14 protein-coding genes and 2 pseudogenes are annotated in these 17,889 nt (G+C 72.4%); 5 read left to right on the top strand and 11 right to left on the bottom strand.

Annotation, left to right across the window (positions count from 1 at the left end; genetic code table 11):
• Window positions 1-173: 173 nt before the first annotated feature.
• Window positions 174-470 carry a WXG100 family type VII secretion target gene (locus POF43_RS28240; protein WP_271312310.1) on the bottom strand — a complete coding sequence of 99 codons (297 nt, stop codon included), beginning with the start codon at window positions 468-470 and terminating at the stop codon, window positions 174-176.
• 390 nt (window positions 471-860) lie between these two features.
• On the opposite strand from POF43_RS28240, the gene POF43_RS28235 reads away from it, so the two are divergent.
• Window positions 861-5,261 carry a type VII secretion EssC family protein gene (locus POF43_RS28235; protein WP_271321977.1) on the top strand — a complete coding sequence of 1,467 codons (4,401 nt, stop codon included), beginning with the start codon at window positions 861-863 and terminating at the stop codon, window positions 5,259-5,261.
• Between the two features lie 180 nt (window positions 5,262-5,441).
• Here the strand turns inward: POF43_RS28235 and POF43_RS28230 are convergent, their stop codons facing one another.
• Complete coding sequence (locus tag POF43_RS28230) at window positions 5,442-6,320, bottom strand: menaquinone biosynthetic enzyme MqnA/MqnD family protein (protein ID WP_271312308.1); 879 nt, start codon at window positions 6,318-6,320, stop codon at window positions 5,442-5,444.
• A 294-nt stretch (window positions 6,321-6,614) separates the two neighbouring features.
• Between POF43_RS28230 and POF43_RS28225 the strand changes: the two genes are divergently transcribed.
• Window positions 6,615-6,818, top strand: coding sequence for a cold-shock protein (locus tag POF43_RS28225; RefSeq protein WP_271312307.1), 204 nt, complete (start codon window positions 6,615-6,617; stop codon window positions 6,816-6,818).
• A 112-nt stretch (window positions 6,819-6,930) separates the two neighbouring features.
• On the opposite strand, the gene POF43_RS28220 is transcribed toward POF43_RS28225, so the two are convergent.
• The 6 genes and pseudogenes from POF43_RS28220 to POF43_RS35390 form a co-directional block, all read right to left on the bottom strand.
• Window positions 6,931-7,218, bottom strand: coding sequence for a DUF4229 domain-containing protein (locus tag POF43_RS28220; RefSeq protein WP_271312306.1), 288 nt, complete (start codon window positions 7,216-7,218; stop codon window positions 6,931-6,933).
• A gap of 119 nt (window positions 7,219-7,337) precedes the next feature.
• Window positions 7,338-7,865, bottom strand: coding sequence for a GNAT family N-acetyltransferase (locus POF43_RS28215; RefSeq protein WP_271312305.1), 528 nt, complete (start codon window positions 7,863-7,865; stop codon window positions 7,338-7,340).
• 4 nt (window positions 7,866-7,869) lie between these two features.
• Entirely contained in the window at window positions 7,870-9,033 is a 1,164-nt protein-coding gene (gene mqnE, locus POF43_RS28210; RefSeq protein ID WP_271312304.1) for an aminofutalosine synthase MqnE, read from the bottom strand.
• Between the two features lie 110 nt (window positions 9,034-9,143).
• Complete coding sequence (locus tag POF43_RS28205) at window positions 9,144-9,605, bottom strand: Lrp/AsnC family transcriptional regulator (RefSeq protein WP_271312303.1); 462 nt, start codon at window positions 9,603-9,605, stop codon at window positions 9,144-9,146.
• A 117-nt stretch (window positions 9,606-9,722) separates the two neighbouring features.
• Window positions 9,723-10,136: pseudogene (locus POF43_RS35395) on the bottom strand (UbiX family flavin prenyltransferase); the annotation flags it as partial.
• Window positions 10,137-10,388: 252 nt separating this feature from the next.
• Window positions 10,389-10,655 (bottom strand): annotated as a pseudogene (locus POF43_RS35390) (UbiX family flavin prenyltransferase); the annotation flags it as partial.
• Window positions 10,656-10,835: 180 nt separating this feature from the next.
• Here POF43_RS35390 and POF43_RS28195 point away from each other — a divergent pair.
• Complete coding sequence (locus POF43_RS28195) at window positions 10,836-11,471, top strand: rhomboid family intramembrane serine protease (protein WP_271312333.1); 636 nt, start codon at window positions 10,836-10,838, stop codon at window positions 11,469-11,471.
• Between the two features lie 251 nt (window positions 11,472-11,722).
• Here POF43_RS28195 and mqnP read toward each other — a convergent pair whose 3' ends face one another.
• Together mqnP and POF43_RS28185 are read right to left on the bottom strand one after the other, a co-directional pair.
• Window positions 11,723-12,634 carry a menaquinone biosynthesis prenyltransferase MqnP gene (gene mqnP, locus POF43_RS28190; RefSeq protein ID WP_271324421.1) on the bottom strand — a complete coding sequence of 304 codons (912 nt, stop codon included), beginning with the start codon at window positions 12,632-12,634 and terminating at the stop codon, window positions 11,723-11,725.
• Window positions 12,631-14,082 (bottom strand): menaquinone biosynthesis decarboxylase, encoded by a 1,452-nt coding sequence (locus tag POF43_RS28185; RefSeq protein WP_271317265.1) that lies wholly within the window; start codon window positions 14,080-14,082, stop codon window positions 12,631-12,633. Before POF43_RS28185 ends, mqnP begins: the two co-directional genes overlap by 4 nt.
• Before the next feature lie 136 nt (window positions 14,083-14,218).
• On the opposite strand from POF43_RS28185, the gene POF43_RS28180 reads away from it, so the two are divergent.
• Entirely contained in the window at window positions 14,219-15,061 is an 843-nt protein-coding gene (locus POF43_RS28180) for a MerR family transcriptional regulator (RefSeq protein WP_271317266.1), read from the top strand.
• Between the two features lie 340 nt (window positions 15,062-15,401).
• Window positions 15,402-16,832, top strand: coding sequence for an alkaline phosphatase family protein (locus tag POF43_RS28175; RefSeq protein ID WP_271324422.1), 1,431 nt, complete (start codon window positions 15,402-15,404; stop codon window positions 16,830-16,832).
• 145 nt (window positions 16,833-16,977) lie between these two features.
• Here the strand turns inward: POF43_RS28175 and ccsB are convergent.
• A partial coding sequence (ccsB, locus tag POF43_RS28170; RefSeq protein WP_282704825.1) for a c-type cytochrome biogenesis protein CcsB occupies window positions 16,978-17,889 on the bottom strand: 912 nt, incomplete at its 5' end.

Genomic DNA, 17,889 nt, shown 5'->3' with positions numbered 1-17,889 from the left:
CGCACCAAAGCTTCACCGGCCGGCCGCCGTTCACCGCGGGATATCGCGGCGATCACATGAAGTGGTGATCATCCGAAGCGGTGATCATCCGAATACGGCGAAGCGCCGCCGCGGTGAAGATCGCGGCGGCGCTTGCGGGATGGCGCGCGGTGGCACCCGGGAGGATTCCCGGATCAGCCGATGCCCTTGGCCAGCTGCTCGTCGGCCTGCTGGAAGGTCTGCGCGGCCTGCTCCAGGAACTTCGCCATACCGTCGATGCCCTCGACGGTCTTGTTGGCGCCGCTGTTGAACTCCGAGTACGACTGGTCGAACTGCTTCGAGGAGCGGTCGGTCACATAACCGCCGTTGACCAGCTGGTTCACGTACTTCTGAAGGTCGCTCAGCTTGCCCTGGATGTCGTGCTGACCGGCACGCAGCTTGGACGCCGCGTCGCGCATGTCCTGGTACGTAACGTTGACGTTAGAGCCCATTTCGGCCCACCTTTCGAAGCTCGCCTCAGGGCCGTCCCCCGTGGCTCCTGTCCTGCGATCGCACAGTTTAAAGGCGATGACGCGCCAGCCGCACCCCTGGTTCCGATTCACCGTCAGGATCACCGTCAGGCAAAAGCGGCCGCGCGTCAACGCGATAAACCGGCCGGGAAAACCGTAACGCGGCCGGCCGCACGTCAACCAAACGCCGGCCGGGTGGTCTTCACCGGTTCCACACGCCGGAAGACCCCCCTCCGCCTGGGCCCTGGTCCGGCGGCTGAGGCATCATGGTGCCGAGGGAAAAGCGATCGTGGACATGACCGATCGCTGTGCGGGGGGCCGCGGGGGGTGTGCGGTCGCGCGTGACGACATCCAGCGCCAGGGGGACAGGCCGTGGAACTCCAGCTCTCCGTCATCGACCCGGCCGTCGATGACCGGACCGACATGCTGGTGGACGCCGATCCGGCGGCGCCGGTCGGGTCGCTGGCCGCCGAGATAGCGCGCCGCCTCGGCCGCGCCGGCGACCCGGCGGGACCACCGGGACTGCACGTCAACGGTTTCCGGATCGACCCCGAGGTGAGCCTGGACGCCTCGCCGCTGCGCGACGGCTCGCTGGTCTCGCTCGCCGCGCCCGGCGGCTGCCCGCCGCCCGAGGCGCAGGGCACCGTCGAGGTCCGGGTGGTCGGCGGACCGGACGCCGGCGGCGTCTACCGCCTCGGCCCCGGCGTCGCCGTCATCGGCAGCGGTCCGGAGGCGTGGATCCGGCTGGCCGACCCGACGCTGGCGCAGTCCGCGGTCGAGGTGGAGGTCGCCCTCGACGGCACCGTCACCGCCAAGCCCGGCGCCGGCGGCACCATGACCATGGACGGCAAGCCGCTGGTGGCCCGGTCGCCCTGGCGGCGGCGCAGCGTCATCGCGGCCGGCCAGTCGCTGCTGGAACTCCAGCACCCGGTCTTCCCCGACGCCGCCCTCAAGCCGTCCGAGGACGGCACCGGCCTGGACTACAACCGGCCGCCGCGCATCACACCGCCGCCGCGGCCCACCCAGTTCACCCTGCCGTCGAAGCCCAAGCAGGGCGAGGCCCGCCCGCTGCCGTGGGTGATGGCCGGCGTCCCGCTGGTCGGCTCGGTGGCGATGGCGACGATGATGCACGAGTCGTCGTTCCTGTTCATGGCGGTGCTCAGCCCCATGACGATGGTCGCCAACTACTTCAACGACCGCAAGCACGGCAAGAAGTCGTTCCGCCAGTCGCTGGCCGACTACGAGAAGCAGAAGGACTCGATCGAGCGGCAGGCCCGCAAGGCCGCCGCCGCCGAGACCGGCTCCCGCCGCGAGGGCGCCCCCGACCCGGCGGAGGTGCTGGTCATCGCCACCGGCCCCAGCGGCCGGTTGTGGGAGCGGCGGCGGGCCGACGGCGACTACGCGCTGCTGCGGGTGGGCACCGGCCACCAGCGCTCCGAGGTCGAGGTCTCCGACCCCATGCAGGAGGAGCACAAGCGCACCGCGCCGCGCGACCTGCCCGACGTGCCGGTCGCCGTGCCGATACCGGTGCACGGCGTGCTGGGCATCGCCGGCCGCGGTGAACTGCCGCGTTCCGTCGGCCGCTGGCTGGTCGCGCAGGCCGCCGTGCTGCACTCCCCCGCCGACCTCCAGGTCTGCGTGCTGACCGACCCCAGCGGCCGCGACAGCTGGAGCTGGGTGCGCTGGCTGCCGCACGCCAGGGCCCGCGACGGGCAGTCCGCGCTGGCGCTCATCGGCACCGACGCCGACAGCGTGGCCCGCCGGATCAGCGAACTGCTGGCCCAGGTCACCGCCCGCCAGGACGCCGCCCGGGAGGCGGGGCTCGCCGCCAACCAGCGGTGGGGCGGGCCCACCACCCTGGTCGTGCTGGACGGCTCGCGCCGGCTGCGCGCGCTGCCCGGCCTGACCCAGATCCTGCGCGACGGCCCCAAGGTCGGCATCCACCTCATCTGCCTCGACGCCGACCGGCGGCTGCTGCCGGAGGAGTGCCTGGCGCTGGTCGAGGAGGACTACTACGGGCTGCTCCAGGTCTCCATGGCCGGCCAGGAACCGGTCACCGGGGTACGCCCGGACCGGGTCACCCCGCAGTGGTGCGAACGCGTCGCGCGGGCCATCGCGCCGATCCGCGACATCAGCGGCGACGACGGCGCCGCGCTGCCGGACGCCTGCCGGCTGCTGGACGTCATCGACCTGGAACCGCCCACCGCACAGGGCATCGTGGGCCGCTGGGCGGCCGGCGGCCGGTCCACCAGCGCGGTCGTCGGCGCCTCGTTCGACGGCGCCTTCGCCATCGACCTGGTCCGCGACGGCCCGCACGGCCTGGTGGCCGGCACCACCGGCTCCGGCAAGTCGGAACTGCTCCAGACCATCGTCGCCTCGCTGGCGGTCGCCAACCGGCCGGACGCGATGACGTTCGTACTGGTCGACTACAAGGGCGGCTCGGCGTTCAAGGACTGCAACCGGCTGCCGCACACCGTCGGCATGGTCACCGACCTCGACACGCACCTGGTCGAACGGGCCCTGGAGTCGCTCGGCGCCGAACTGCGCCGCCGCGAACACATCCTGGCGGCGGCGGGCACCAAGGACCTGGAGGACTACATCGTCGCGATGCGGACGAACCCGTCCCTCGCGCCGATGCCCCGGCTGCTCATCGTCATCGACGAGTTCGCCTCGATGGCCCGTGAACTGCCCGACTTCGTCTCCGGCCTGGTCAACGTCGCGCAGCGGGGCCGTTCGCTGGGCATCCACCTGATCCTGGCCACCCAGCGGCCCTCCGGCGTGGTCTCCCCGGAGATCCGCGCCAACACCAACCTGCGCATCGCGCTGCGGGTCACCGACGCCGCCGAGTCCGGCGACGTCATCGACGCCCCCGACGCCGGGCACATCGCCAAGTCCACCCCGGGCCGCGCCTACGTCCGGCTCGGCGCCACCTCGCTGCTGCCGTTCCAGTCCGGCCGGGTCGGCGGCCGCCGCCCCGGGCAGGTCGCCACCAAGGCGCCGGTGCCGTTCACCGCCACCGTCGGCTGGGAGGACCTGGGCCGGCCCGCCCCGGAACGCCCGGCCGGCGCCCGGACCAACGACGACGACCTGCTGACCGACCTCGCGGTGCTGGTCGACTCCATCATCGAGGCCAACCAGCAGCTGGCGATCCCCCCGCAGCACAGCCCGTGGCTGCCGGCGCTGACCGAGTCGATGACGCTGGACGACCTGGAACCGCCGCGCCGCCTGTCGCCGGACGGCCTGCTGCCCGCGCCCTACGCGGTCGACGACCTGCCGGGGCAGCAGGCCCGCCGGACCACGGCGATCGAACTGCCGACCTTCGGCCACCTGATGATCGCCGGCGCCCCGCGCAGCGGCCGCTCGCAGGCGCTGCGCACCATCGCCGGTTCGCTGGGCCGCGCCAACTCCCCGGCCGACCTGCACATGTACGGCCTGGACTGCGGCAACGGCGCCCTGCTGGCGCTGACCGCGCTGCCGCACTGCGGCGCGGTGGTCCGCGCCAACGAGGGCGACCGGGCGATCCGGCTGATCGAGAACCTCTCCGCCGAGGTGCAGCGCCGGATGTCGAAGCTGGGCGAGCACGGCTTCACCGACATCAACGAGCAGCGGCTCGGGGTGCCGGAGGGTGAGCGGCTGCCGCACATCGTGCTGTTCCTGGACCGCTGGGAGGGCTTCATGCCCTCGCTCGGCGAGCTGAACGCCGGCGCGCTGACCGACGCCGTCTACCAGCTGATGCGCGAGGGCGCCTCGGTCGGCATCCACGTCGTGCTCACCGGTGACCGCACGGTACTGCTGGGCCGCATCTCCTCGCTGACCGAGAACAAGATGGCCTTCCAGCTGTCCGACCAGTCCGACCTGTCGATGATCGGACTGAACCCGCGCAAGGTGCCGGCCAAGGTCCCGCCGGGCCGCGGCTTCCGCGCCCAGGGCGGCGTCGAGACGCACGTGGCGCTGCTGTCGGAGGACCCCAGCGGCCAGGCGCAGTCCGCGGCGCTGGCCACCATCGGCGAGTGGGCCAACAGCCGCTGGGCCGACGTGCCGCGCGCCCGCCGCCCGTTCCGGGTGGACGTGCTGCCGGCCCGCATCACCTTCGAGGAGGCGTGGGCGCTGCGCGACACCTCCGACGCGGCGGTCGGCACCGCGCTGTGGGCGATGGCCGCGGTCGGCGGCGACCAGCTGCTGGCCATGGGCCCCGACCTGGCGTCCGCCGCGCCGGCGTTCATCATCGCCGGCCCGCCGCGCTCCGGCCGCAGCACCGCACTGCTGACCGTGACCCGCTCCCTGCTGTCGGTCGGCACCCAGGTCGTACTGGCCGCGCCGCGCCGCCAGTCACCGCTGCGGCGGCTGAAGAACGCCCCGGGCGTCGTCGGCTACTTCACCGGTGAGGAGATCTCCGAGGACGAGATGCGCGAGGCGCTGGACCGGGTCGAGGGGCCCGCGGTCGTCCTGGTGGACGACGCGGAGATCCTGCGGCAGTGCGACGCCGGCGACGTGCTGACCTCGGTGGTGCGCCGGTCCTACGGCAAGCAGATCGGCGTCGTCATCGCCGGTGACGCCGACGACATGTGCGGCGGCTTCTCCGGCTGGCAGGTGGAGATGAAGAAGGCCCGCAGCGGTCTGCTGCTGTCCCCGCAGAACATGTCCGACGCCGACCTGATCGGCGTCCGCCTCCAGCGCGCCGCGATCGGCAACGCCGTCCAGCCCGGCCGCGGCCTGCTGCACCTCGGCGACGGCGAGGTACGCACCGTCCAGGTCCCGCTGACGGCACTCTGAGGCGTCCCGCACACCGCTGAAGAGCCCGGCCGACGCCACCGGCCGGGCTCTCGGCGTTCGCGGCGGAGGACAGCACCCGTTGCCCATCAGCCCGTGGACCGGCCGCACCGCCCGTTGACCGGCCGCACCGCCACGTTGACCGGCCGCACCGTCCGTCGACCGGCCGTACCGCACCCCGCGTTACGCCGTGGTCCGCGGCTGGAGGAGTTCGACGGTGACGTCGGCGGCGAAGCCGGTGGTGGGGCCGACCCGGCGGGCGAACTCGGCGATGCCGGTGAGCTGGTCGGCGCCGAGGGAGAAGTCCAGGGTGGTGAAGTAGCGCCGCAGCAGGTCCGCGTCGAACGCCTCCCAGCGCGCCGCCTGCTCGGCGACCTTGGCCACCTCCTCCAGCGACAGGTCGCGCGAGGCGAGGAACGCGCGGTGCACGTCGGCCACCGCGGCCGGGTCGCGTTCCAGGAAGTCGCGCCGGGCGGCCCACAGCGCGAAGACGAACGGCAGGCCGGTCCACTCCTTCCACATCAGCCCCAGGTCGTGCACCTCCAGGCCGAGCCGGGGGGCGTCGTGCAGCGCGGCGCGCAGCGCGGCGTCACCGATGAGCACCGCGGCGTCGGCCTCGCGCATCATCAGCCCGAGGTCGGGCGGGCAGGTGTAGTACTGCGGCGCCACGTGGTACTGCTCGGCCAGCAGCAGCTGGGCCAGCCGGACCGAGGTGCGCGAGGTGGAGCCGAGGGCGACCCGGGCACCGTCCAGCCGGGCCAGCGGCACCTGGCTGACGATGACGCAGGACATCACCGGGCCGTCGCAGCCCACGGCGATGTCCGGCAGGGCGACGAGCTGGTCGGCGTGCTTGAGGAACTCCACGAGGGTGATCGGCGAGACGTCCAGATCGCCGCGCACGAGCTGCTCGCTGAGCTTCTCCGGGGTGTCCTTCGTCAGCTCGACGTCCAGCAGCGCACCCGTGCGGGCGAGACCCCAGTACAGCGGCAGGCAGTTGAGGAACTGGATGTGGCCGACCCGGGGGCGGCGGGCGCGGCTGCTGTCCTGGGATGCCGTAGGCACAGAATTGTCCACATCAGGAGGCTAGACCCGCGCTGCGCGCCGCCGTTCCGCAGGGCCCCGGCGGGTCGCCACGACGGTCCCGTTCCACCCGTCCGCACTGCTCTGAGCTGCGACGACACGACGTTTTTTGGACCCTTCCACGATCCACTCGACCGTGCTACGCTCCACGCAAGTTGCAGTTTGGTTTCCCTTGCAGTACAGAGCCTGCGGAGCATGTGACGCCGCGGGCTTTCGTAATTTCAGACTTCTTTGCAGGTTCTGGAGCAGGGCGACCCGTGGCCCAAGGAGGGCTTTATGGCTACCGGAACCGTGAAGTGGTTCAACGCTGAAAAGGGCTTCGGCTTCATCGCCCAGGACGGCGGAGGCCCCGACGTCTTCGTCCATTACTCCGCGATCAACGCCGCCGGCTTCCGCTCCCTCGAGGAGAACCAGCAGGTGACGTTCGACGTGACCCAGGGCCCGAAGGGCCCGCAGGCGGAGAACGTCACCACCGGCTGACGTCCTTTCGCTCTGGCACGTCCAGCGCAGTACTGAGCGCAGTACCCAAGGAGCCCCGCGCGACGCGCGGGGCTCCTGCCTTTCCGGCCCCCCGCGGGGGGGCCGGGCGGCGTCAACCGGTGCGAGCCGCGTCGTCGGCCTCGTCCTCGTCGGCCTTCTTCGCCGCGAAGGCCGCCCGGCTGCGGTCGATCCGCTGCGAGATCTGCGCCGACGCGTCGTCGCGCACCCCGCGCAGCAGCACGTAGCTGAGCGGCGCGGTGATCACCAGCGACAGCAGCAGCACCCACAGCAGGTTGGAGCTGCCCAGGCCGGCCGGCAGCACCCGCAGGTCGACCAGGCCCCAGATCACCGCGAAGCAGACCACGAAAAGGCCCGCGCGCAGCCAGGTGTAGCGGAGCATCGGACTCGGCTTCCAGCGCACAGCGGTTCACTTCTTTCGTCTAAAACGGCGTTCCGTCCAGTGAAGCACGCCCCGGGCACCCCCCGGCGCCGGGGGGTGCCGCGGGTGGTACGCGGTGGTCAGTCCAGCGCCAGCCAGAACTCGACGCTGTCGCGGTCGTCCTCGTCGGCCACCCCGACCCGCAGCGCCCCGGGGACGCGGCCGATCTCCCGGTAGCCCAGCGCGCCGTAGAACCGCTCCAGGCCCAGCCCGTCGCGGCACGACAGCCGTATCGCGCGCAGCCCCTCCTTGCGGGCCAGCGCCTCGGCGGTGCGCAGCAGCGCCGCGCCGTGACCGCTGCCCTGGTGGGCCGGAGAGACCATGACCGTCTGGAGCCAGGCCCAGTGCCGCGACAGCCGCAGCTCGTTGTACGCCAGGAACGCGACCGCGGCCGGGGTGCCGTCCGGGGTGAGGCCGGCGACCAGTCGCAGGGTGCCGGCGGACAGTTCGGCCGCGTACCGCTCGACGTGCGGCATCACGTCCCGCACGGTGGTCGGCGGTACGAAGCCCACCGCGCCGCCCGCGTTGTTGACGTCGTTCCACAGCCGGGCGACGCCGTCACGCAGGGCGGGGGTGAACTCCGGGTCGGTGACGAAGGTCAGGCTCACCGGTTCACACCCGCATGGCCTGCGGCGACTCGCGGCGTTCACCGTCCGGGCCCGGGTACTCGCGGACGGTCTCGTAGCGGGTGTTGCGCTCCACCGGGCGGAAGCCGGCGTCCCGGATGAGGTCGAGGATGTCGTCGCGGGTGAGCTTGTTGGGGGTGCCGAAGTCGTCGGCGTCGTGGGTGATCTTGTACTCCACGACCGAGCCGTCCATGTCGTCGGCGCCGTGGTTGAGCGCCAGCTGGGCGGTGGCCAGGCCGTGCATGACCCAGAAGACCTTGACGTGCGGCACGTTGTCGAACAGCAGCCGGGAGACGGCGAAGGTCTTCAGGGCCTCGGCGCCGGAGGCCATGGTGGTGCGGGCCTGGAGGCGGTTGCGGACCTTGCCGTCCTTCATGTCGACGAAGTCGTGCTGGTAGCGCAGCGGGATGAAGACCTGGAAGCCGTTGGTCTCGTCCTGCAACTCCCGCAGCCGCAGCACGTGGTCGACGCGGTGGCGGGGCTCCTCGATGTGGCCGTAGAGCATGGTGCAGGGGGTCTTGAGCCCCTTCTCGTGCGCCAGCCGGTGGATGCGGGACCAGTCCTCCCAGTGGGTGCGGTGGTCCACGATGTGCTGGCGCACCTCCCAGTCGAAGATCTCCGCGCCGCCGCCGGTCAGCGACTCCAGGCCGGCGTCGATCAGCTCGTCCAGGATCTCCGAGGCGGTCAACCCGGAAATCTGCTCGAAGTGATGAATCTCGGTGGCGGTGAACGCCTTCAGCGAGACGTTCGGCAGCGCCTCCTTCAGCGCCCGCAGGCTGCGCGGGTAGTACCGCCACGGCAGCGTCGGGTGCAGACCGTTGACGATGTGCAGCTCGGTGAGGCTGTCGGCCTCCATGGCCTTCGCCAGCCGGACCGCCTCCTCGATGCGCATGGTGTACGCGTCCTTCTCGCCCGGCTTGCGCTGGAACGAGCAGTACGCGCACGACGCGGTGCACACGTTGGTCATGTTCAGGTGGCGGTTGACGTTGAAGTGGACGACGTCACCGTTCTTGCGGGTCCGCACCTCGTGCGCCAGGCCGCCGAGCCAGGCGAGGTCGTCGCAGGCGTAGAGGGCGACACCGTCCTCGCGGGACAGCCGCTCGCCCGAGCGGACCTTCTCCTCCAGCTCGCGCTTGAGCCCACCGTCCATGCCGGTTCAGCCTCCTCGGCCTCGTCGTCCTGTTGCCGGCCGGTCCGTCCCGCGGGCCGGCCCGCAGTCGTCCGCGCGGCCGCCCGGTGGCCGAACGGCCTGATCAGAGACTACGCCCGGGCACCGTCGGGCAGTTCCCCGACCCGGTTCTCCCACTTGGTGGAGAGCACCACCGTGGTCCGGGTACGGGCCACGCCGCGCAGTCCGGACAGCCGCCGGATGGTGTGCTCCAGGCCGTCGACGTCGGCGACCCGCACCCTGAGCATGTAGGAGTCGTCGCCGGCGATGAACCAGCAGTCCTCGATCTCCTCCAGGTCGTGCATCCGGCGGCCCACGTCCTCGTGGTCGGCGGCGTCGCTGAGCTGGATGCCGATCAGCGCGGTGACGCCGAGGCCGAGCGCGGCCGGCGCGACCGTCGCCCGGTAGCCGGTGATGACGCCGGCCTGCTCCAGCCGGTTGATCCGGTCGGTCACGCTCGGGCCGGAGAGCCCGACGAGGCGGCCCAGTTCGGCGTAGGACGCCCTGCCGTTCTCCCGCAGCGCCTGGATGAGCTGTCTGTCCACCGCGTCCATTGCTCTGGCGCCTTCCAATCCTTCAGCGATCCGGGTTCTACGCGACGAATCTAAGGCACGCGGGGAGATGTACCACCATCCGGAACGGTTCTTCGGCGCGGCCGGCGGCCGTCCGGCTCACCGCAGACCGTCCCGGCCGCCGCCGAGCGTCCCCTCCCACCTGCGGTACAGCCGGTGCGGGACCCCCGCCGCGTCCAGCACCCGGCCGGCCACGAAGTCGACGAGTTCCTGCGCGCTCACCGCGCCCGCGTAGAACGCCGGGGAGGCGGGCAGGACGACCGCGCCGGCCGCGTCGAGGGCGACCAGCTGCCGGAGCACCTGCCCGCTCAACGGCGTCTCGCGCACCACGACGACCAGCGGCCGCCGCTCCTTCAGGGTGACCGACGCGGCCCGCTGGAGCAGGTCCTTCGACAGTCCCAGCGCGACCCCGGCCACGCTCGCCGTACTCGCCGGAACGATGATCATGCCGCGCGCCGGATACGACCCGGAGGAGGGCCCGGCAGCGAGATCCCCGGCGGGCCAGTAACGCAGATCGCCCTCGGTGGAGGGGGTGGCCCTGGCGGCGGCGGCCTCGGCGGAGGGGGTGGCGACCTCGGCGGAGGGGGTGGCCCTGGCGGGGGCGGCGTCTTCGGTGCGGGTGCCGGCTCCGGCGGAGAGGTTGGCCTCGGCGGGGAGGTTGGCACCGGCGGGGAGGTTGGCCTCGGCGGGGAGGTTGGCACCGGCGGGGAGGTTGGCACCGGCGGGGAGGTTGGCCTCGGCGGAGGCGTCCGCCTTACCGGCGGGGCCGAACGCCTCGGGGTCGCCGTTCGCGCCCCGAGCCAGCCAGCGGCGCAGGTCCTCGCGCCAGTGCGCGTCGCGGAACGGGTGACCGGTCTCGTCCAGCAACGTCAGCCGGGCGGCCCGGCTGACGACCAGGTCGACGGGCTCACCGGCGGCCAGCAGCGCCCGGATCACCGCCGCCGCGTAGGGCGTCCCGGAGGCACCGGAGACCCCGACGATCCAGGGGCGGCGGGGGGCGGCACCGGCGGCGCCGGACGGTGAGGAGTCCACGGGCCGAGCCTAGCGGGACGACTTCACTCCTTCGTGCGAACGTCTTTGCGGAACCCGTACGACCGTCGCACGCGTTGACTACGGTGAGGGCAGGCGGAAGCCCCAGGTCGCGGGGCGTTCGGTGGGAAGGGGGCGACCGCGGTGCGGATCACATCGTCGTACGGTGCGAACTCCGCCGGCATGTCCGGCCGGGCCGACCGGTGGACCGAGTGGGCGCGGCGGGCCGGGCAGGACGACACGACGGGTCGCGCGCTGGCCGCCGGACTGCTGATGGCCGGCTGGGTGGCGCTGCTGTGGGTGCTGGAGGCGGTGGACGTGCTCACCCACGGTTCGCTGGACAGCCTCGGCATCGTGCCGCGCGAGCCGGGCCAGCTGCTGGACGTGGTGCCGGCCGCCTTCGTCCACTTCGGCTTCGCGCACCTCGCCGCCAACACGCTGCCGCTGCTGGTGCTCGGGTTCTTCGCCGCGCTGGCCGGCGTCGTGCGATTCCTCGGCGTGGCGCTGCTGATCATCGTGGTGAGCGGGCTCGGTGTGTGGTGCATAGCCCCGGCCCACACCAACACCGCCGGCGCCTCCGGGCTGATATTCGGCCTGTTCAGCTACCTGCTGGTGCGCGGTTTCGTGGACCGCCGCCCGCTGGACATCGGCCTGGGCGTGCTGGTGGCCGTCATCTACGGCTCCATCCTGTGGGGCGTGGTCCCCGGCACCGAGGGCATCTCCTGGCAGGGCCACCTGTTCGGCCTGGCCGGCGGCGTGCTGGCCGCCTTCGTTATGCGCCGCCGCACCGGCGACGGCGTCGACGAGCGGACTGCGTGAGCGGGCGGACGGCGTGAGCGGACGAACCGCTTGCCTCGTGCGGACCGCGTGAGCTGTGCGGATGGCGTGAGCCCGACCGCCCGAGCCGGGCGGACCGCGTGAGCCGGGCGGACCGCGTGAGCCGGGCGGACCGCGTGAGTCCGACCGCCTGAGCCGAGCCGAGCGGATGGCGTGCACCCGACCGCCTGAGCCGACCCGACCGCCTGACCACCCCCGACCGCCCGGGCCCGCTCCCCGCTGCCCAGCGGCCCCTACCCGTGCAGGCCCCGCGTCAGCAGGTCCAGCAGGGCGAACGCGAAGAGGCTGATGCCGATGACGCCGTTGACGGTGAAGAACGCCCGGTTGAGCCGGGACAGGTCGCCGGGCTTGACGATGGAGTGCTCGTAGACGAACGCGACGGCCACCACGGCCAGGCCGACCCACCACAGGGCACCGGCGCCGGTGGCGACGCCGTACCAGGCCAGCAGTACGGCGGTCACCGCGTGGCAGGCGCGGGCGCCGTACAGCGCGCCGGTGATGCCGAAGCGGGCCGGGACCGAGCGGACGCCGTGGGCGCGGTCGGCGGCGACGTCCTGGCAGGCGAAGATCAGGTCGAAGCCGCCGATCCAGACGCCGACGGCCAGGCCGAGGATCACCGCGTCCCACGACCAGGTGCCGGTGACGGCGAGCCACGCGCCGATCGGGCCCATGGCCTGCGCCAGGCCGAGGATGGCGTGCGGGTAGTCGGTGAACCGCTTGCCGTAGGGATAGACGACCATCGGCACGACGGCGACCGGGGCGAGCGCCAGGCAGAGCGGGTTGAGCAGGGCCGCGGCGCCGAGGAAGACGACGAGGGCGAGCAGCGCGCCGGTCCACGCGGAGCGGACCGAGACGGTGCCGGTGACCAGTTCGCGGCCGGCGGTGCGGGGGTTGCGGGCGTCGATCTCGCGGTCGATGATCCGGTTGGCCGCCATGGCGAAGGTGCGCAGGCCGACCATGGCGATGGTCACCAGCAGCAGCTGCATCCAGTGCACGGAGGAGGTCTGGTTCCGCATCGCGGTGAGGGCGGCGATGTAGGCGAACGGCAGGGCGAAGACCGAGTGCTCGATCATCACCAGGCGCAGGAAGGCCCGGATCCGGCCGGGCGCGGGTTCCGGCCGCAGGAAGTCGGCGGCGGCGCTCACAGGCCGTACTCCTTCCAGCGCCGGGTGACCCGGTCGGCGGTCTGCGGGTCGGAGACGATCATCTGCGGCCAGCCGCCGTCGCGGGTGTAGCCCTCCTCGGGCAGCTTGCGGGTGGCGTCGATGCCCGCCTTGCCGCCCCAGAACTGCTGGTAGGAGGCGTGGTCGAGGTGGTCGACGGGGCCTTCGACGACGGTGAGGTCGCGGGCGTAGTCGGTGTTGCCGAACGCGCGCCAGGCGACCTCGTGGTAGTCGTGCACGTCGCAGTCGGCGTCCACCACGATGATCAGCTTGGTCAGCGACATCATGTGGGCGCCCCAGACGGCGTGCATCACCTTCTGGGCGTGCTTGGGGTACTTCTTGTCGATCGAGACGATCGCGCAGTTGTGGAAGCCGCCGGCCTCCGGCAGGTCGTAGTCCACGATGTCCGGCACGATGATCTTCAGCAGCGGCAGGAAGAAGCGTTCGGTAGCCTTGCCCAGCGGGCCGTCCTCGGAGGGCGGGCGGCCGACGACGATGGACTGGAGCAGCGGGCGCCGCCGGGTGGTCACGCAGTCGATGGTGAGCGCCGGGAACGGTTCCTGCGGAGTGTAGAAGCCGGTGTGGTCGCCGAACGGGCCCTCCGGCAGGGTCCTGCCGGGCTCCAGCCAGCCCTCCAGCACGACCTCGGCGGCGGCCGGCACCTGGAGCGGCACGGTGACGCAGTCGACCATCTCCACCCGCTTGCCCTGCACGAAGCCGGCGAACAGGTACTCGTCGATGTCGCCGGGCAGCGGCGCGGTCGCGGCGTAGCTGACGGCGGGCGGGCAGCCGAAGGCGATGGCGACCGGCAGGCGTTCGCCGCGCTGGAGGGCGGCCCGGTAGTGGGCGGCGCTGTCCTTGTGGATCTGCCAGTGCATGCCGATGGTGTTGCGGTCGTGCCGCTGGAGCCGGTAGAGGCCCAGGTTGCGCACGCCGTTGTCGGGGTCCCGGGTGTGGGTCAGGCCCAGGTTGAAGAACGAGCCGCCGTCGCCGGGCCAGGTGAACAGGGCGGGCAGCGCGTCGAGGTCGACGTCGTCACCGCGCAGCACGACCTCCTGGACAGGGGCGTCCTTGACCTTCTTCGGCGGCACGTGGGTCATCCCGGCGAGCTTGCCGAACGCCTCGCGCACACCGGTGAAGCCGTGCGGCAGCTCCGGCTTGAGCAGGCCGGCGATCTTGTCGCTGATGTCGTCGTAGGAGGTGAGGCCGAGCGCCTTGAGCATGCGGCGGTCGGTGCCGAAGACGTTCATGGCCAGCGGCATGGCCGAGCCGCGCACGTTCTCGAACAGCAGCGCCGGGCCGCCCGCCTTGTTGACGCGGTCGGTGATCTCGCCGACCTCCAGGTACGGGTCGACCTCGGCCTTGATGCGCTTGAGGTCGCCGTCGCGTTCCAGCGCCCTCAGGAACGAGCGAAGATCGTCGTAAGCCATACCGTCCAGTATCCGGTACCGGTCCCCCGGTCCGGGCGCCGGGGGCGGGCGGCCGCGCCGGTTGACCTCGCCCCTGGGGCCGGGCCGAGCATCGTGGAGCGGCCGGGAAAGCCCCGGTCGCGGGAGGAGTGACGTCGTGCGGGAACCGCGGGAGATGTCGCCGGGCGCGTTCGCGGCGGCCTCGCGGCTGTCGGCGAAGGCGCTGCGGATCTACGCGGAGTCGGGGCTGCTGGTCCCGGCCCGCACCGATCCGTTCACCGGCTACCGGTACTACCGCGCCGACCAGTTGGAGCGGGCGCGGCTGATCGCGGCGCTGCGCCGGATCGGCATGCCGCTGGCCCGCGTCCGGCGGGCGGCCGACGCCGGGCGGGCGGCGGCGCTGGCCGCGGTGGCCGCGTACTGGCGGGAGGTCGAGGCCGACGTCGCGACGCGGCGCGAGCTGACCGCGCTCCTGCTCGACGAACTCTCCGGAAAGGAGATCGCCATGATGGACGTGTCGGTCCGCACGATGCCGGACCGCGTGCTGCTGTCGGCCAAGCGGCACCTGACCGCCGGCGAACTGGCCGGCTGGTCGTCGCGGCAGGCGGAGCTGCTGGGCGACGGGTCGGTGCCGGGGCTGCCCGGCATCGAGGGGGCGCCGTTCCTCGTCTACCACGGTGAGGTCAGCCAGGACAGCGACGGGCCGGTGGAGTACTGCCGTGCGGTGCCGGCCGACCGGGCCGCGGAGATCGCCGCCCGGTTTCCCGGCCTGGAGCTGCGCGAGGACCCGGCGCACCGCGAGGCGTACGTGCGGCTGACGGCGGCCGAGCTGGGGGCGGTGCACGGCGAGCGGGCCTTCGGCACGCTGGCGCGCTGGGCGGCGGAACAGGGCGAGACGCCGGCGGGCCCGCCGCGCCAGGTCTTCTTCGCCGACCCGCGCGACGCCTCGCCCGACACCCCGGTCAGCGACGTGGTCGGACCGCTGCCGCTGCTGCCCTGACGGCCCGTCCGGCGCCCGGCACCACCCGCGGACCCCGCCGCCTCCGCCGCCCCCGCCAGCCCCTTGGGAAGGTGACGGCCGCTCAGCTCCGCGGGTAAGTCGGTCCGTCCGCGGGTGGGCCACCGGTCGGTCAGGTCCGCGCATGGCCCACCGGTACTACGGGTCGTCCCGGTGTACCCCTTTCGCGTGATCAACAGCCGAATTCCTGTTGTTGCGCGGCAATTGACGCAGTATTCACGTGGGTCCTCCTCCGCGCTCTCCCGGGCCGCGCGCACAGTCGTCAGCGGCCCCTTCGGGGTGTTCGCATTCGGTACTGCCGTCTCCTGGGAGGGGACCTGTCATGCCCGAGATGACCCGGCGCAGACTCATCGGTTCGGCGGCCGGCGCGGTCGGCGGCGCGGCGGCGCTGTCGCTGCTGCCGCCGGCCGTCCAGCAGGCGGTCGCGGCCGGCCCGGCCCGGCACGGTTCGCTCGACGACGTCGAACACGTCGTCATGCTCATGCAGGAGAACCGTTCGTTCGACCACTACTTCGGCACGCTCGGCGGGGTGCGCGGCTTCAGCGACCCGCAGGCGCGGCGGCTGGCGGACGGCCGGTCCGTCTTCTACCAGCCGGACCCGCAGAACCCGGACGGCTACACGCTGCCGTTCCACCTCGACACCCGCACCACCAGCGCCCAGGCCATCCCGTCGACCTCGCACGCCTGGTCGGTGCAGCACTCGGCGTGGAACGGCGGCGCGATGGACAACTGGCTGCCCGCGCACCGGGCGGCCGACGGTGCCAACGGGCCGTACGTGATGGGCTATTACACCCGTGACGACATCCCGTTCCAGTTCGCACTGGCGGAGAACTTCACCATCTGTGACAACTATTTCTGTTCGATGATGGGTCCGACCTGGCCGAACCGGATGTACTGGATGACCGGCACCTGCGACCCCGGCGGGCAGCACGGCGGTCCGATCATCAGCAACGTGGCGCCGCCCGGCGGCTACGGCTGGACCACCTACGCCGAGCGGCTCCAGGCGGCCGGGATCAGCTGGAAGGTGTACCAGGAGGCCGACAACTACGGCTGCAACATGCTGGACAACTTCACCGTCTTCCAGAACGCCAAGCCCGGCGATCCGCTCTACGACCGGGGCATGGCGGTCTCCCCGGCCGGCACCTTCGAGGAGGACGCCCGCAACGACCGACTGCCCGCGGTCTCGTGGATCATCTGCACCTCCACGCAGTCCGAGCACCCCGACTACCTGCCGGCGGCCGGTGCGGACTTCGTCGCGTCCAAGATCGAGGCGATCGCCGCCAACCCCAAGGTGTGGGCCAAGACCGCCTTCATCCTCAACTACGACGAGAACGACGGCCTGTTCGACCACGTCGTGCCGCCCACCCCGAAGGCCGGCACCGCGGACGAGTTCATCGGCGGCCTGCCGGTCGGCGGCGGTTTCCGGGTGCCGTGCGTCATCGTCTCGCCGTGGACGGTCGGCGGCTACGTGGCCGGCGAGCAGTTCGACCACACCTCGGTGCTGCGGTTCCTGGAGAAGTTCACCGGCGTCCAGGAACCCAACATCAGCCAGTGGCGGCGGCGCACCTTCGGCGACCTGACCTCCGCCTTCGGTTTCCACTCCGCCGCCGCGCGGGCCCCGCGCCTGCCGGACGACACCGCCGCGCAACTGGCCCAGGCGCAGTGGCAGGTGGCCAACCTCCCCAAGCCGACGCTGCCCGGCTCCAGCCAGACGGTCCCCCACCAGGAGCGGGGCACCCGCAAGCGCCGCTGACCGGTGCCCCCGGTGCCCCAGGCGCCCCCGGCGCCCCGGTCCCCCGGACAGCACGGTGCCCCCGGTGATCGCACCGGGGGCACCGTCGTATCGGCGTGTCGGCCGTCGGCGTGGCAGCGGCCTGTCGGCGGGGCCGCGTGGCCGGTCAGACTCCGGCGTAGGAGTGCTTGCCGACGATGAAGACGTTGACGCCGTAGTAGTTGAACAGGAAGCAGGCGAAGCCGATCAGCGCCAGGTAGGCGGCCTTGCGGCCCTTCCAGCCGGCGGTGGCGCGGGCGTGCAGGTAGCAGGCGTAGGCGACCCAGGTGATGAACGACCAGGTCTCGGTGGGGTCCCAGCCCCAGTAGCGGCCCCACGCCGACTCGGCCCAGATCGAACCGGCCATGATGGTGAACGTCCACAGCGGGAAGACCGCGGCGTTGATCCGGTAGGCGAACTTGTCCAGCGTCGCGGCGGCCGGCAGCCGCTCCCACACCGAGGCGAACCGGCCGTCGGCCTTGCCGGCGGCCAGCGCGAGCTCGTAGCGGTCGCGGAAGAGGTAGAGGATCGTGGCGAGCGCGCCGAGGTGGAAGACCGCGCCGCAGATGATGGCGCAGCTGACGTGGATCCACAGCCAGTACGAGTGCAGCGCCGGGACCAGCTGGTCGGAGGAGGTGTAGAGCACCGACACCGCGAGCCCGAGGTCGAGCAGCACCGCGGTGACCAGGAACAGGCCGATCCACCGCACGTTCTTGCGCAGCGCCAGCAGCACCAGGTAGGCGCCGACGGCGACCAGGCCGAGGGTGCAGGAGAACTCGTACATGTTGCCCCACGGCGCCCGCTGCACGGACAGGCCGCGGAAGAGCACTGCGGCGAAGTGCAGGGCGAAGGCCAGCACGGTCAGCGAGATCGCCATCCGGCCGTAGGTCTCGCCCTGGACGTCGTCGCCGGCCGCGCCCTTGCCGTCCTTGACGCCGCGGTCGTCGGAGGCGTCACGGGTGACGACCTTGGGGCTGGTGAGCACGGCGGTGGCGGCCCGGCGGGCGCCCACCGCGGGCCGCCCCCGGGCCCGCCCCGC

This window comes from Streptantibioticus silvisoli, from assembly GCF_027947535.2.
Taxonomy (GTDB): domain Bacteria; phylum Actinomycetota; class Actinomycetes; order Streptomycetales; family Streptomycetaceae; genus Streptantibioticus_C; species Streptantibioticus_C silvisoli.
Note: the sequence above shows the minus strand (reverse complement) of the source record. Positions and strands in the feature narration are given on the sequence as shown.